At 42.1% G+C, this 16411-nt stretch carries 12 protein-coding genes; 6 read left to right on the forward strand and 6 right to left on the reverse strand.

Annotated features, from left to right (window positions below):
* Positions 1-359: 359 nt before the first annotated feature.
* From scyF to scyA, 6 genes are all read right to left on the reverse strand, one after another.
* Positions 360-1547 (reverse strand): scytonemin biosynthesis PEP-CTERM protein ScyF, encoded by a 1188-nt coding sequence (gene scyF, locus F7734_RS43505; RefSeq protein ID WP_155750589.1) that lies wholly within the window; start codon positions 1545-1547, stop codon positions 360-362.
* Positions 1548-1799: 252 nt separating this feature from the next.
* A complete protein-coding gene (locus F7734_RS43510) occupies positions 1800-3107 on the reverse strand; it encodes a ScyD/ScyE family protein (protein ID WP_155750590.1) in 1308 nt (435 codons plus the stop codon).
* Positions 3108-3215: 108 nt separating this feature from the next.
* Positions 3216-4484, reverse strand: coding sequence for a ScyD/ScyE family protein (locus F7734_RS43515; RefSeq protein ID WP_155750591.1), 1269 nt, complete (start codon positions 4482-4484; stop codon positions 3216-3218).
* A 121-nt stretch (positions 4485-4605) separates the two neighbouring features.
* Positions 4606-5562, reverse strand: a complete 957-nt coding sequence (gene scyC, locus F7734_RS43520; RefSeq protein ID WP_155750592.1) for a scytonemin biosynthesis cyclase/decarboxylase ScyC — start codon at positions 5560-5562, stop codon at positions 4606-4608.
* Positions 5563-5573: 11 nt separating this feature from the next.
* Positions 5574-6632 (reverse strand): tryptophan dehydrogenase ScyB, encoded by a 1059-nt coding sequence (gene scyB / locus F7734_RS43525; protein ID WP_166482512.1) that lies wholly within the window; start codon positions 6630-6632, stop codon positions 5574-5576.
* 108 nt (positions 6633-6740) lie between these two features.
* Positions 6741-8621 (reverse strand): scytonemin biosynthesis protein ScyA, encoded by a 1881-nt coding sequence (gene scyA, locus F7734_RS43530; RefSeq protein ID WP_155750593.1) that lies wholly within the window; start codon positions 8619-8621, stop codon positions 6741-6743.
* A 761-nt stretch (positions 8622-9382) separates the two neighbouring features.
* Here scyA and F7734_RS43535 point away from each other — a divergent pair.
* The 6 genes from F7734_RS43535 (at position 9383) to F7734_RS43560 (ending at position 16222) form a co-directional block, all read left to right on the forward strand.
* Complete coding sequence (locus F7734_RS43535) at positions 9383-9661, forward strand: hypothetical protein (protein WP_207714343.1); 279 nt, start codon at positions 9383-9385, stop codon at positions 9659-9661.
* Between the two features lie 269 nt (positions 9662-9930).
* A complete protein-coding gene (locus F7734_RS43540; protein WP_155750595.1) occupies positions 9931-11898 on the forward strand; it encodes a scytonemin biosynthesis sensor histidine kinase in 1968 nt (655 codons plus the stop codon).
* Between the two features lie 146 nt (positions 11899-12044).
* Positions 12045-12875, forward strand: coding sequence for a response regulator (locus F7734_RS43545; RefSeq protein WP_155750596.1), 831 nt, complete (start codon positions 12045-12047; stop codon positions 12873-12875).
* Between the two features lie 685 nt (positions 12876-13560).
* Complete coding sequence (locus F7734_RS43550) at positions 13561-14265, forward strand: acyltransferase (protein WP_155750597.1); 705 nt, start codon at positions 13561-13563, stop codon at positions 14263-14265.
* 67 nt (positions 14266-14332) lie between these two features.
* The gene (locus F7734_RS43555) at positions 14333-15031 is read left to right on the forward strand and encodes an acyltransferase (RefSeq protein ID WP_166482513.1); all 699 of its coding nucleotides are present in this window, start codon (positions 14333-14335) and stop codon (positions 15029-15031) included.
* Between the two features lie 270 nt (positions 15032-15301).
* Positions 15302-16222, forward strand: coding sequence for an SGNH/GDSL hydrolase family protein (locus F7734_RS43560; RefSeq protein WP_347566385.1), 921 nt, complete (start codon positions 15302-15304; stop codon positions 16220-16222).
* The last annotated feature ends 189 nt before the right edge of the window (positions 16223-16411 follow it).

Consider the following 16411-nt stretch of genomic DNA (forward strand, 5'->3'; position numbering starts at 1 on the left):
AAAACTCTATTTATAAATTTGTTATAACTTCTGAAGTCTTTGTTAATGTTTAAAAAAATCATCACATTTTTTTTTAAAATATATGAGATTCAACGGATAGAAATGAGCAAAAAAATAATTAAATACTTAATTTTAAAATTAAACTTCATTTTTTGAATTGGGTTTGTAGTTACGCTTTAGCCTGCGTGGCACAACTACAAACTTTTGACTCATAAACATTTTTGTTGGTGCCTTTTTTGATAAAAAACTAGTAGGGTGGGCATTGCCCACCACTAAATATCTAAATGGTGGGCATTGCCCACCCTACGTGTTGTTTCTAATTGTTAGTAAAAGAGAATTTCGCTTTAGTTACCACGAATTTATCCCTCTACACTCACGGTTGAATTTCTGTGGCGATTTTTCCGCAGTTTGGATACAACAACGCCAAACCCAAGCAACCCTAAACCCAATACTGATGTGGGTTCGGGTACTTTAGTACCGGGTTTGTTGTCTACGTTTAACACTTGAACGCGACCTTGGAAGAAGTCACCTACATAGAGTTTGCCTCTGTCATAGTGTAAACCAGCGGTCCAGTTGAAGACGCCCGGTTGGAGAACGAGGGGGTCGCCAAAGGGAGGACCACTCTGAGAAGGAGGTGGTACAATTTCACCGGCTGCGTTGCGAGCGGGTTCGCCAAAGGCAGTCAGGAACTTACCGTCCTTATCGAATACTTGAACGCGGCTGTTTTGAGAATCAGCTACGTAAATGTTCTCGTACTCGTCAACTTCTACACCAATTGGCTCTCTTAATTGTCCGGGTTCGGAACCGCGAGAAGCGAAGGCAAACAGAGCGTTACCGTCCTCATCTAGAACCTGAATGCGACCGTTGTACTGATCTCCTACATAGATTCTACCAGTATTTGGGGAGACGGTTATACCTGCAGGTCCGACGTACTTGCCCAAGTCGGTACCATTGCTACCAACAGTTTTTACAAGTTCGCCAGTGTTAGCATTGTATGCCTTAATTACGTCAGCACTGAAATCAGTAATCCAAATGTTGCCTTTGTTATCGAAAGACATACCACCAGGTCCAAAGAACAGTCTACCCTGTACAGGTCCGCCGAAGGAGCCATAGGATCTGATGTATTCACCAGTGTTAGGATTGTACACATCGATTTCACTGTTAAAAACATCACCAACATGCACGTTGCCAGTTACGGGATCAAATTTTAGGTCTGCTGGTTCGTCAAACCCTTCTCCTTTGCCTTGACGACCACTGCCGATCGCTCTAAGATAGTTGCCCTGTTGGTCAAATACGTCAACTCGGTTACCGACGTTTGGGTTGAAAGAACCGTCTGGATTGAGACCGCGACCGTTGCTGACAAACAATTGGTTAGTCGAGTCTTGCACTCCTATACCTTGAGGGACAAAGAGTTGTCCGGGAGCTAAGCCGGGACTGCTAATACTCTTGTCGTATGTTAACGTGACAGCTTTGGCTTGGGCTGCGGCTGCGCTTACCATAACACTAGCACTGACTAAGGCAATTGATAATTTCTTTACTAATCCCATGATGACTTCTCAGTGTGATGAGTTATACTTTTTTTGGGTTTGTGTTCCCAGACCCAGTCTGGGAATTTTTGGTTTGAGTTGCTGCCTTTTTCATGACCTTTTGAGGCAGCAGCTTATTTCTCAGTCATTCTTGGAAATTTCCCAAGAATACCAATCTGAAAAAAGAATGCTACAGATAGTTGGATGAAATTGCGTCCTACAAAATTTTTTCAATCCAAAATCTAAAATTCAAAATCCAAAATGGTATGAGGATTAGAGAGTTTCTACCTTAGCAAGTAACTCTTCTTGGCGCTTGCGCTTGAGCATCTTACCTGCCAAAGCTGCAACTCCTACCAAGCCAACTACAGCAGCAGGTTCGGGAACTTTAGCTTTGTTGCTATCGGATAGATCGACTCTTACGACTTTCCCTGTAAATCCGAATCTAGAGTCGGCTGTGACGTAGTAAGCACCATCGGGACCCTTAGTTAAGGAACCACCTGCGCCTATTTCCGGGCTACTGTAGACAACTTCGCGAGAGCCATCCTTGTTTAGTCTGATGATGGAACCGCTTCTATCGCCACCAGGTGCAAGAGCGTTGTATTCTGCAGTGTTGTAGTGTTGCAGCAACAACATATTGCCCTCGTCGTCGAATTCCAAATCAGTGAGTTGAGTAAAGCCTTCCGCAAACAGTGTTGGATTCAAATCGTCGTCTAGTTTCCAAACACGTGCCTTACCTTCTGGATACGGGAAGAAGGTGTATTCAGTTAAATACAAACTACCATCTGGACCTACTTTAATACCTGTAGGTACTGATTGCTGTGATGGTTGAAAAGCTATCGAACCTTCTGGAATACCCAATGCTTCCGCAGATGGGAATTGAAGTTCTTCTAGAGGTATGTTAAATCTGGGGAGAGCATTTGCTTTTACAATACCTTCACCGTTTAGCCCTACTTTATAGATAACGTTTGCACCGCCATCAGTCAGATAAGCGTAACCATCCTTAATTGCCAATGAGTAGGGGTTGGTAATCAAGTCAGTGCCATCAACGTTGTTGTCAATTTCGTATTGAGCAAAATCGGCAATACTCTTTAATGCACCTGTGTTCAAATCAAGTTCGTAGAGTTGTGCAAGTGTAGGACTTTGCAAGACACCATCGCGGTTTCTTGGATCGCCAGCCATGCCGTATGCAAGATACGCTTTGCCTGTTTTGGAATCGAATTGTAGGTCTGCCGGACCTGCACCTTGATCGCGTTCTGGTGTCTGTTGTGCTAGAGATGGAAGACCATCAAAGATACGTTGCTGTACGCCGTCCTTAACTTTAGTGATGGCACCAGTGTTACCAGTACATATATTGACAAACTGTGTACTGGGTGATGGAGTACATCTTTTTCCACCATCTCCGTCTCCGCCTATACCACCTTCCATGATATACAAAGAGCCATCAGGACCAAAGGTAGCATGCATTGCGTTGCTCAGAGGTGTTGTTGTTACTGTCGATATTTCGGCAGCCTTTGCAGCCTGTACTCCGCTGGCAGCAGCACAAAAAGTGAGAAATGCAAGGGCAAATGACTTGAATCTCATACTGGCTTAAATTGAGTGTTGGTAGTTTGTGGAACGTTTGACAGTGACCAGTGACCAGTGACCAGTGACCAGTAAGAATTGGTAACTAGTAACTGATAACTAGTTTGGTTAAGTTGAAACTTTTCGTGCTTTTCGCTTACCTTTACGTAATTGATAAATGCTGAAAGCACCTAATCCTAATATGCCTGGAGTGAAGGAGGATTCAGGAACTGATTTGGGGTTGTTCACTCTTAAGACTTGCCCTTGTCCCGGACGACCGCTCTGGTTTGTTACGTAAATAGCACCATCAGAACCGATCGCCAGACCACCAGGTGCTTGCAATCCGTTACCGCTTACAATCGTTGTACGATTTCCATCGGGTGCTACTTTAATGAGAGACCCCTCCAGATTTCCTTTCCAGGCTGATTCATTGGCATACTGTAGGGCATACAAGTTGCCTTCCGCATCAAAAGCGAGGTCAGTCAACTGTGTGAAGCCATCTGCGTAAACTGTTGGCTGACCGCTGGCATCTACTCTGTATATTTTAGCACCACCTTCTGGAAAAGGAAAACCAGTATATATGCTTACGTAATAAGCACCATCAGGACCTTTTGCAACACCTGTAGGTACTGCTTGAGTGGCAAACTCTGTTACAGGTGGCGGTTCGGGAGAATCTGGAACTTCTGACGGTTCAACAGATGGAGTATTGGAAGGGGGGAAGACTGGATTGGTGATGGTTTGCTTGGGAATAACTGCGATCGCTTGCAAGTTACTCCCATCTGTGCTAGCACCTAGCAAGGTATTTGCACTTGAATCCACTAAAACAAAATTATTTCCATCTATTAAAAAACTTATTGGACTGCTACTTACATTTTCCCGATCTGGATTGTTAGCAAGTTCATAACCTGCTATGTCGCTAATAGCAGTCCAAGTATTTGTATTAAAATCGGGAGCAATAATTTTTCCCAGGTCAGTGTTACCGAGTGTGGCATCACGATTAGCCGGATTAGCTCCTAAACCTACTAAAATGTAAGGCTTACCAGTCTTATCAAAAATTATATCGCGAGCACCGGCAGCTTGAGCACCGCTAGATCCGCTTATGGAAGGAAGCCCTGTGAGTACGCGTTCTTGCTTGCCATCCGTAATTTTTGTGACAGCGCCGCTTGCTCCGTAACACAGATTATCACCTTGACCGCTTGGAGGTGGGACACAAGGATCGCTTCCGCCCTTCCCTGCTTCAACAACATAAATACTGCCGTCAGGACCAATGCTTAAACCTTGTGCGTTGTCAAGACCGTCAGCAATAACTGTAAATGAAGCAGCAGAAGCTGCTTTCATGCCACCAAGAGTAACAAGGCAAAAAGAAAGAAGTGTTGTGGTGATATGCTTGAGTTTCATCTTTTTGTAAATGGTTATTGGTTAGTGGTTAGTGGTTAGTGGTTAGTGGTTAGTGCTTAGTAGCTAAGTACTCTACTAACAACTAACAACCAACAATCAACAACCAACAACTAACAACTAACTACTTTGCCTCTGGCATATAACTCAAACCTTGAGCTAAAGTATTCAAATTACCAGCTTTAGCTTCCAATAGACGTTTGATGTTCAAACTTTCAGAGCCAAAGTCTTCAATTTGAAGTTTGCCGTGAGGTAATTGCTCCCCGACTTTCCAAAATGTAATCCGGTGCTGGATAAAACCTGGAGCATTGGGATCGCCAAAAGCATAGGAAGTTGGGATTAACAACACGGGAGAGCGTTGATAAAATCCGTAGTCTGGATAGTAGAATTCATGCTCTAGCAAATACCATTTGCTGACAGGTTGCACTCGCTGGGTTACCTTTACCTTTTGGTTGTACTCATCGCAAAACTCACCTGAAGAACCAGCAATCTCACCATCTGCATGCAGCAAGTGCGCCCAATCATCCATGTTCTTGAGGTCTGACAAAAACTCAACCCCCATTTCTATAGGGGCATTAACATAGACAGTATCGGTATCGATATAATAGCGTCCTTTGGCTGCGGAGGTAAGACCAGCTTTGCGCTCCAAGTTACCTTTGAGAGAACGACACTCGGAAGTATGTACCGTGTGAATTCCCTCCATGATTAATGGCGATCGCCGCTTTGGATCGACAAAACTAATCCAGTGCAAGTACACGCCTTTCTCATCAGTTCCCGGCTCAATGTAATCGGGAGAAAACAGTAAAACCGGATAAACCTGATAATATTTTTGATACTCCAACCCGCAATGCCATTCGATGCCATGAAAATACGGGTGGTCTAATTTCTTAACGTGATAGTAGAGCTTTTTTTGGTATCCAGATGCAGTTCCAAGCCAGGTATCTTCATCAATTTGCTCTTGCATCCGGCTGTAGAGCGTCCATTCGTCTAAGTTTTTTAAACTACAGAGGTAGTCATAGGCGGTTTCTGGCTCAGTCGCAACATATGCAGACGTTGCAAATGTATTTTTTTCAGTAACCATTTGTGTCTCCTTTACACCACAGCCATAGATTTGATATGTCTAGCACGGTTAATTCTGTCATCTGCCAACTGCTTGGAAGCATCATTGGTTGTGATATCTTGCTTTTTAGCTCTCTCAAAAATTTCTAACAGTGTGTCGTAAATATTATGCACTTGTTGGAATGCTCTATCTTCGTCATAGCCAATCATTTCGTTGTAAACGTTGATTAGCCCCCCTGCATTAATCACATAATCCGGAGCGTAAAGAATTCCTTTTGCTGATAGCATTGGACCGTGGATTTGCTCTACTCCAAGCTGGTTGTTAGCCGCGCCTGCAATAACCGATGCTTTAATTTGAGGAATTGTTTCACTGTTGAGGATTCCTCCTAAAGCACAAGGAGATAGCACATCTACATCTAAGGAATAAATTGCATCTGGCTCAACAAGAGTTGCACCATAAAGACGCTTGAGTTCCTCAGTTTTCTCTTTACTTATATCAGTTACAAATAGTTGCGCTCCATGCTCGTGCAAGTAACGGCAAAGATTGCTACCTACATTTCCCAAACCTTGAACTGCAACTTTCAGTCCCTTTAAGTCTTTCGTTTGCAAACGGAACTCAACAGCAGCTTTCAGCCCCAGAAAAACTCCCCACGCAGTCACAGGAGCAGGTCCACCAGACCTTTCTTCTACCCCTACGACGTATTTAGTTTCTTTGCTAATTGTTCTGACATCATTAGGAGTAAGATTCACATCTTGTCCCGTGATAAAACGTCCGTTGAGTCTTTCAACAAAACGTCCGTAGGCTCTAAATAAATCTTCTGTCTTATTTTCGGGATCGGCAATAATCACTGCTTTACCACCACCAACTGGAATGCCCGCACAAGCCGCTTTGTAAGTCATACCACGGCTTAAACGTAGAGCATCTTTTAGTGCAGCTTCTTCATTGAGGTAGGGCAACAGTCTTGTCGCGCCCATTGCAGGTCCCAAACTTGTATCATGAATAGCAATAATTGCTTTAATTTCCGGGTCTTTGCCGTTACAAAAGAGCACTTGTTCGTGCCCCATCTCTGTCACTGTTTCAAATAAGTTCACGCTAAGCCTCCTCAATCACTTATTTTTGTTAGTGGTTAGTGATTAGTGGTTAGTTGTTAGTTGTTAGTTGTTTTTCTCCACTAACCATTAACCACTAACCACCAACCATTAAACATTAGGAAATGAAACCGCAGTCTTTTCAGCAGGGGTTGATTTAACGCCTTGTGCTGCTAGACCGGCGTTGCGTCCTTTGGATGGGGCGCGTCGATCTGGATCGATAATCACATCAACAACGAATGGACCTGGGAAAGCTATCGCTTTCTCTAGTGCTGCTTCAAGATCGGATTCTTGATTGATGCGAATTCCTTCTGCTCCCATCCCACGAGCAACTGTTACAAAGTCTGTCTCTGGCATCAATGGATCTGCTCCTGTAAGCCCTAACATTGCCATGCCTTGATGGCACATGTTATAGCGGGCATCATTGAGTACAATCCAGACGGCAGGAATTTGGTATTTTACAGCAGTGCTAATTTCATTGTTCATTAGCATTGCACCATCACCTACAATGGCTACAGACTTGCTGTTAGTTGCAAGAGCCGCTCCTATGACTCCGGTTACAGCGTGACCCATTGCTCCTACTCCAGTGCTAACACGGTAACGGTTTGGTTGACCAAATCGCAGCAAGTGCGTTGCCCAAGTAAAGGAGTTACCACACTCAGCCAAGACGATGGCATCACTACCCTCGACGACGACTTTTTGAATTGCTTGCATCAGCATTTCTGGTCTCACCGGAGAGTCCGCGATCGGCTGGAGTACCTGCTTTTCGGGACGTGGTAGCTGAAAAGCTCCTATACCTGCACTGGCAATAAGGTGTTCGTGTTGTAAGAGTGCTTGTAAGAAAGTTTTAATATCGGACTGGATAGCAAAGGTTTCAGCTTTTGAGTAAGCTACGCCAGGTACTGTAGGGTCGATGTCTACGTGTATAAAGCCTCCTGGAGGAACCAATGCTGGATTCCAGAAAGAAGTCGGTTCGCTCAAACGCGAACCTAACACAAGAGTGCGGAAAGGTGTTTGCTGTTGCATATAAGTCAACACAGAACCATGACCGCCCAAACCTGTGACACCCACGAACTGGGGATGATCTTCGGGAAAAATGCCTTTACCACGAGGGGAGCACATAACTGTAGCTCCTGTGATTTCAGCAAGTTGGCGAACTTCTTCTGCTGCGTGACGAGCACCAAAACCCAACCAAATGGCAAAGGGTCCTTCTGATAGCAGTTCTGCTGCTCTCAAGATAGTTTCTCTGCTAGGTATGAGTTTGGAGGAATAAACTCCTTGGTAGGTTGGTATTTCATCTAGGGGAGATGTTTGTACGGCAGTGGGGATACTCAAATGAGCGACAAAACCTCCTGGTTGCGACATACCCAAAGCCAGTTTGCGAAAAATCTGTGGCAGTTGTGCAGCGCTTTCTACGGTTGTTGCGTAGTTGAATAGCGTTCCTGATGTAAAAATTCCATCAGTAGGTAATGTTTCGTTGCTCGTTTCTTGAATAGCCCACTTTCCTCGTTGTGGTGCTGAGGTGTAAGCTGAAAGTAAAATCACTTTTGCTCCTTCACCACGGGCAGCAAACAATCCTGTCAAGGCGTTGGTAATACCTGGACCTGCTGTTGTAAATACTACAGCAGGGCGACCTGTGGCAAAGTAAGCTTCAGTTGCTGCAAAGGCAGCTCCTGATTCATGACGGACATTTAAGACTTGGAGAAGGCTGTTAGATAGCGAACCCCAAACAGTTGCCAATGCGCCTCCAGCCACTCCGTAAGCATGGGTGATTCCCAAAGCTTCCATCATTCTGGCGATCGCATCTGCTACCGTTAGCGATCTCTGTGGTTGTTCCACAATCGATAGGGTTTTGGATGCTTCCAGAGCAAGTTCTTTCGATTCTGACTTGCTACCATTTGTTGGTGCGGTTTCTACACAGCCACTTGGTTGATATACCTCGTATGGCTGAGTGCCGTTGTTAGAGGTTGTTTGTGTATAATTTTGGCTCATTGCTTCTACGTACTCCCTGAATCTTGGAGAGGGTGCCAGTTAGCTTACCTAGACTGCGCTTTCACTCGCAGCCTCAAGTGTGTGTCATGCCAAAGTCTGCTTTTTCTTTTAAACGATTCACCAAGTTTGGCGAATACCAAGCACGGTTTGTTACCGCTTTTTTGATAGTAAATAAATCTTTACGTTCAAGGTAAACAATCAAGGCTGTGCTTATGGAAACAAGACTACAGAAGCTCAAGACCTTGCTGCAATGAAGAATCTTTTGATCGGGTTATCAATTTTTTTGCTCTACGATCGTGCTCATTTTAACGCTTACTGAGAGGCGTCTCAGCACTTTTTTTCGCTATTCAACTGATTTCTCTACCTAACGATGGATGACAATTCAAAATTCTTTTTATTTTTAACACTCCAAGAAACTGTCTTGAAATTTTTCTTCAGACATTAAGTTATTTCAAAAGAAAAATAAGGATAATGAGGTAGGTATAGCAAACAAAAAAGCTCAGAACAATAGATTTTTAATAAAAATTTAATATTGTAGCTTATTCTGTTGAAAATAGGAGTTTTGACAGTGAACGGTGACTCTTCAGATATCTCCTTAGGAGACGCTATGTGCAAAGCATACGCTACGCGAACAAGATAGATGCCAGCCGTGGCGTCAGCCATTGTTATCAATACTACATACAATATTCATATATATTATATCGAATGATAGATGTTGAAATATACATAATATAGAGGTGAACATCAGGCTATTACTTCAGGTGGATGATTTTGTAAATAATTTTGTAGTTGAATTCATGGAAGAGTTAAGTGAAGGAAATCAAACTCATGGAATAAAAATTCTACTTAAGAATGATTACTCATTTATTGTTGGTAAATCTACTGTTTTTGTAGCTTACATAACATTGAGTTATGCTATCATGAAAGCTAGTTACGAAAAATTTTCCACAAACAGCAAGGAAGGAGCACCTGTTCCTTTGATGCAGAGATATATCTGGAAATATGGAATGAATTTCTCGGTAGTCATTTTTACTGAGTAAAATCGGTTTTCTGCAACCTCTTGTTAGTTAATTTGTACTAATTTGGAATGCATGAAAGACCTTTGAAACTAAGTAAAAATACAGTTTTTTCTATTTTAAAGAGTTTGTAAAGTTATATTAAGTTTATTAAAAAATCTGATAGGTTAATTCTGTGGGCAAAATAATAGCCCCAATAAGTTAGGAAATTTAGATTACAGCCCATCGATCGCGCTAAGTGCTGATTGATACGAAAAAGCAGGAGGGGCAGTGTACTTTAGCGACCATTACGTATGTTATCTGAATGGAATTCTCAGTCGGTGCTAAAACCAGAAGAAGAGTTGCAAATTGCACAAACTCTGATTGATAGAGTTGTAGAGGCAACATTTTGCATTGATGCAAGGGCGCAAATTCTCTATGTCAATACCGCTTTCTGTCAAATGATGGAGTACACCCGCGAGGAACTGCTCTCAATGAGACTGGAGAATATTGACTTGGATTTCGAGTTGCAAAAATGGTCAGAGCAATGGTTAACGCTGAAGCAACAAAGTGCCCTTACCTTTAAATCCCGATATCAGACTAAAGCAGGGCAAATATTCCTAGTACAAGTCACGGTTAACTATGTAGAAACCCAAGGGAAAGAATTAGGTTGTGCAATTGCTTGCGATCGCACTCAAGAACTAGTAGAGTTAAGCTTGCGGCAATACGCTTCCAAAGCTTATCAAGTGCAACAACAGTTGCAGCGGGAGGGAATTGGATATCAAAACATACAAACAGAATTGGCATCTTCTCTGTCTCTAGTTTGTTCTACCTTAGAATCAACAGCTTATGGTATACTTGCGTTAGATTTTCAGGGAGAGTTTCTTTGCTATAATCAGAAATTCCTAGAAATGTGGGGCATTCCACCATCAATACATCTTTCTAGAGAATGGGATCGAGCTAAAGCCTTTTGTGAGAGCAAAGTCAAGGATGTAGAATTTTTTCGCACTGTTGTTTGGGATAAGTCCAGCCCATTGGAACAAGAAAGCTGCGATTTCATAGAACTCAAAGATGGTAGGATATTAGCCCACTATTCCAAACCTCAGCGCTTGGAAAATCAAATCGTTGGTAGAGTTTTGAGCATCTGGGATGTTACTCGGTACAAGCGAACAGAGGAAGCACTCAAGTTAAATGAAAGCCGATTTCGGATTTTGGCGGAAACAACAGAAGCTAGTATTTTTCTACTTCATGACCAACGTATCTGTTATGTAAATCCTGCTGCAGAAACTCTGACTGGCTATTCAAAAAAGGAATTGCTCAATAATTTTGATATTAAAAGACTGATTAAAGGCAAAAAGCTCAGACAAATTCACAAACAGGATGGAGGCACTTGTGGTGAATATCAAGAAATGGAAATTCTAACTAAGAATGGTTTGCAAAGGTGGCTGGCATGTACTGTGGGATTACTTGATGGAGTGCTTGATTTTTCGAGTAAGCCAGTCAAGTTAGTGACAGCAATTGATATTACCGATTACAAACAAGCGGAATCAGAAGTGCGGCAAGCGCTCGAACAGACAAAAAGATTTAGCGAACTCAGAGAACGCTTTGTCTCCATGCTCAGTCATGAATTCCGCACCCCTTTGAACGTTATTTCTTTTTCTGCCGATTTACTCAAACGGCATCTTCATCAATGGACAGAAGAAAAAAACCGTTCTTATTTGGATCTGATTCAACTTGCTGTTCAACAAATCAGCGAACTACTAGATGAAATTTTACTGTATAGGCAAGCAGAATCAGGAAAGTTGGTGTGTGAACCAAGACAGATCAACTTAGATAGGTTTTGTGCCGATATAGTTGCACAGATGCAGTTAGCTACTGGTAATCAAAAGTCAGTTAACTTTGTGAGCCATGGTAACTGCCAGAGCGCCTACTTAGATCCAAAGTTGTTACAGCATATTTTAAATAATTTACTCTCAAATGCTATCAAGTATTCATCTCCGGGCAGTGTCGTGACTTTTGAACTTCACTGTCAAAGTCAAGAAGCCATTTTTACAATCAAAGATCCCGGCATTGGTATTCCAGTTGTAGATCGGCAACAAATTTTCGAGCCTTTTTATCGAGGCAGCAATGTTGACAACATACCAGGAACTGGACTGGGTCTTGCGATTGTAAAAACTCTTGTTGACTTACACTCTGGTGAAATTTCTGTGGAAAGTGTTGTTGGAATTGGCACGACTTTCACTGTCAAATTACCAACAACGTACCTAGGAGAAGCAGGTTAGCAGTAGTGCCATGGCATACCTGTAACCAAACAGACGGTGTCAACAGCACATCTAACACGTAAATTCACTCCTTAGTATTTGTGTTTCCCGTAACTCGACTTTTGAATTCAGTAATCGTTGACTACCAAATATTGTGGTGATTAAACATGATGCAGGAATCGTCAAAAAAGATTTTGATTATTGAAGATGATGCAGTAACTCGCCATATCTTCTTGGACGGTCTTCAATCCGAAGGTTTTGAGACAATTGATGCTGAAAATGGTAGTATTGGTATCCAAAAAGCCCAGGAGCATTTACCTGACCTGGTGATTTGCGATATTATGATGCCAGATATGGATGGCTTTGGTGTCTTGGCTGCATTACGACAAGATCCCGTGACAGCTATTGTTCCCTTCATATTTTTAACTGGTAGTGATAGCAAAGCTTCTCTTCGCAAGGGTATGGAATTAGGCGCGGATGATTACATTACCAAGCCATGTACGGTTCATCAATTACTGAAAGCCATTACTGCTAGATTGGAAAAGCAAGCAAAACTCATGCAATACTGGTATGCTGCATGCTACGAGAAGCTTGCACAGCCAGTTGCTGTTGCTCATAGTTCACCACAAACTCCTGCATCTATTTTTCCCTCAGTTCCCCAACTTAAAGAAGTTTTTGAATATATAGAAGCTAATTTCGATCGCGGAATCACTTTGTGCGATGTCGCTGAGGCTGTTGGTTATTCTTCAGCTTACTTAACAAATAGAGTCGCAAAAATTACTGGAGAAACTGTCAACGGTTGGATTGTCAAACGCCGGATGGCTGCAGCACGTTCTTTGCTCCAAGAAACAGACCAAACCATCGAACAAATTGCATCTGCTCTTGGTTATCAAAACGCATGTCATTTTTCCCGGCAGTTTCGTCAACACCACGGGACTCCACCTCAAAGTTGGAGAAAGGAGTACCAATTGTCCCGCCGTCAGAAAGTTGAAGCGTGAGATGGGGAAAATCCTCACCGCTCAATAAGGTCTACCCATTGGAGAGAGCCATCAATCTAAATCTGTGTCTTTAGACTGATGTGTTCTCTTGCATTATTTTATATGCTATAAATAATATATCTATATTTAGATTCCATTAATATAGTGAAATAATTTAGTAAGTAAGTCCTCGCGTGCAACATGGTAACAGTGGCATACTCTGACAACTGGCTGCGATTAAGCCGTCATAGCAATCGGGGAAGTGCTTATTTGTTTGCACCTATGGCTGACTTCAATGTAATGGCTGAAGTTGGTGACACTCCGCCGTAGCGCTACAGGGACGGGAAAAAAACGCTAGGAGTTCAACTCAGGATTTGATTTTCACGACAAAACAGGAAATTTTATATATTCCCAAACTCACTTATGAAAAGTGTAGCTTTGGCAGAATTGTCTGATGTGTTTGTCTTCCTATTACGAAGTTGAAGCTACTTAGCTGAAAATTCTCTCAAGGCGGATAATTCATAGTAGTGGTGATTCTAGAACAATTTTTTCAAATGTTTTTACGTGAAGTCGGTCTGTCAAGACTTGTTTCATAGTGATAACTGAACTAAATAGAACTACTATTGTCTATCCTCTTGAGGGATTTAGAATATCCTCCGTTTAGAGATTTTCTAGTCCTTTAAAAAATGAAAAATGCTTTTTAAACATGAGTAACAATCAATATTCATCAAAGTTGCAACGCCTAAAAGAAGTGATTATCACTGGGTTACTGGGAGAATTACCATCAATAACCTTGGGATGTGAGTGCCGAAATCTCCTATATCGGTTAATTTTTTCCCGCATAGGTTCTTCAGTGTACATTCAAGAAGGCGTTGAGTTTATTGGCACTTCTGCAATTGAAATAGGAAATGGAGTGCATATTTTGAAGGGTGCTCGCCTTGATGCTGGAAGATACCACAACAATAAACTTTTTCTAGCAGATAGAGTTGCGATCGAGCGTAATGTGAATATCGGTTGTTTGGACAACACAGTTATACACATTGGTTCAGATACTTTTCTCGGTCCTAATGTTAGCATTGCTGGACCTGGAAATATCAAAATTGGTAAGCGATGTTTGATATCATCGCTGACGAAAATATACGCTAATGACCGTGAATTATGCGATCGCATAGAACCAATAAAATATCAAGGGATCTCTCGTCAGGGAATCACAATTGAGAATGATTGTTGGCTGGGGCATTCAGTGACTGTATTAGATGGAGTCACGATTGGTGAAGGGAGTGTGGTTGCTGCGGGAGCAGTTGTGACAAAAGATATTCCCCCTAACTCAGTGGCTGTAGGCGTGCCAGCACAAGTTATTAAGTGCCGAACAACAAAGCAACTACTACAACAGGGTAGAACCAGAGGCTAGAAGGCGGAAATCTTTTACTTTATCCAATCGTGTTTTTTAATCTTATTTTATACAGGAGTATTTGACCGTGAATCACAATCCATCCTCACACATTTGGAACCGTTTACTGCAAGCCGTTTTAACAAATTTGTTAGGTAATATTCCCACAAACGCCATAGGAGGCAAGTTACGGAATTTGCTGTACCGCCCGATTTTTGCTCATATGGGTCATTCTGTGGATATCCAACCTGGAGTGACTTTTGTCAATACGGCTGCAATAGAACTGGGAAGTAAAGCACTTATTTTACAAGGTGTTCGTATAAATGCATCGGGACATCCAAATAACAAATTTATTCTTAAAGATAGAGCTAGTCTTGAGAACGGTGTTGATGTGAGAGCAATGAATGATACTTCTATCTACATTGATGAAGGTACATTTATTGGTCCTTATGTTTGTTTGGCAGGTCCTGGCAACATCAAGATTGGGAAAAATTGCTTAATTGCAGCACACACGGGGATATTTGCCAACAATCATATTTTTAACGATCCCACGCAAAACATTGCTGAACAAGGCGTCACTCGTCGGGGAATTGTCATTGGAGATAATTGTTGGTTGGGTCATGCAGTTACTGTATTGGATGGAGTGACTATTGGCGAAGGCAGTGTTATCGGTGCAGGCGCTGTAGTATCCAAAGATATTCCGCCTTACTCAGTGGCTGTAGGAGTACCAGCACGTGTCGTTAAAAGCCGAAAAGAAGAGCAACTGATGATAAAATATTCTTTCTGAAAATTTTAAGTAGGGTGGGCAATGCCCACCAGCAAGGCTTTTGTGCGGTATAGCCCACCCTACTATGGAAAAATTGTTCATTTTATTGATAATCATTATTTGAAAATTCGGTTTTTCGCACTCAACGCCCAAAATAATTTGTTACATTGAGAAAGTAAGTCAATCAACGCTTGTTCGGTAAAACAAAAAGTTGAATTTAATTGATATGCGGAGTAGAAGCTCTCTTCCTTGGTAGGGGGAGGGTTTTTAGTTGAGAGGTTTTCAGTTCAAGTGAGACGACAATTTCTTGCAGCAGGACTTGCTCTTTTTTCATCAATTATGGCAGTAGCACTTGCCCATCCAATACAAAGTTCTAATATGATACAGATTTCTCATCAAATCAACAGACTATACGTATTTGGGGATAGCCTTTCAGATGTTGGTAACGTCTATCATGCATCAGGAAAAATTTATCCCCCCAACCCTCCCTACTTTCAAGGACGTTATTCCAATGGTTTGGTGTGGGTTGAATATTTGTCCTCCAAACTGGCATTAACTCCAGAGCAAAATGCCAATTTTGCTTATGGAGGCGCAACTACAGGAAACGGCAGCGTTAATGGAATACCAGGCTTGTTAGCACAAGTTCAGGCTTTTACAAAAGTGCATCAAGAGGTGAATCCAAATGCACTTTACGTTTTGTGGGCGGGTGCAAATGACTATTTGTATGGCGGTGCCAATCCTACATTGACTGCCAGTAATATATCGAAAGCTATGGAGTCCCTCTCAAAGATGGGGGCAAAAAAAATCCTGGTTGTTAACTTACCAGATTTGGGAAAAGTTCCAGCTACACGCACGAGTGCAAATTCTACTACCCTCAGTTCGTTTGCGATCGCTCACAATCAGACTTTGGTTAAATCTGTTGAGGAACTTAAGCAGGAATTAGGTTCTGATACTCAAATTGAGATTCTTGATGTTTATTCCTTATATCAAGAAGCCACAAAATATCCATCCCGCTTTGGTTTAACGAATGTAACGAATGCTTGTTCCAATAATCTTGCTATTTGCGATAATCCAGAAAAATACCTGTTCTGGGATGGCATTCACCCCACAACAGTAGCTCATCGAGTCATAGCAGAAGCTGCTTTCAAAGTTATCAAGACTGAATTTTCGTTTTCTGCTACGACTCCACAGGCGTTGAGAGGTCATTTATAAAGTAAATCTTAAATAGCCAAGTGTATTGTGTAGGTTGGTTGAGGAACGAAACCCAACATTTAATGAAATTGTTGGGTTTCGTTCCTCAACCCAACCTACGGTGTCTTAATGTTTACTTTATAAATCATCTCTGAGTTAGTTCTTTATCAAAGAGGGTTGTCCAAAAGGCGAATTGTCGTAATGAGCTAA

The organism is Scytonema sp. UIC 10036 (genome assembly GCF_009725235.1).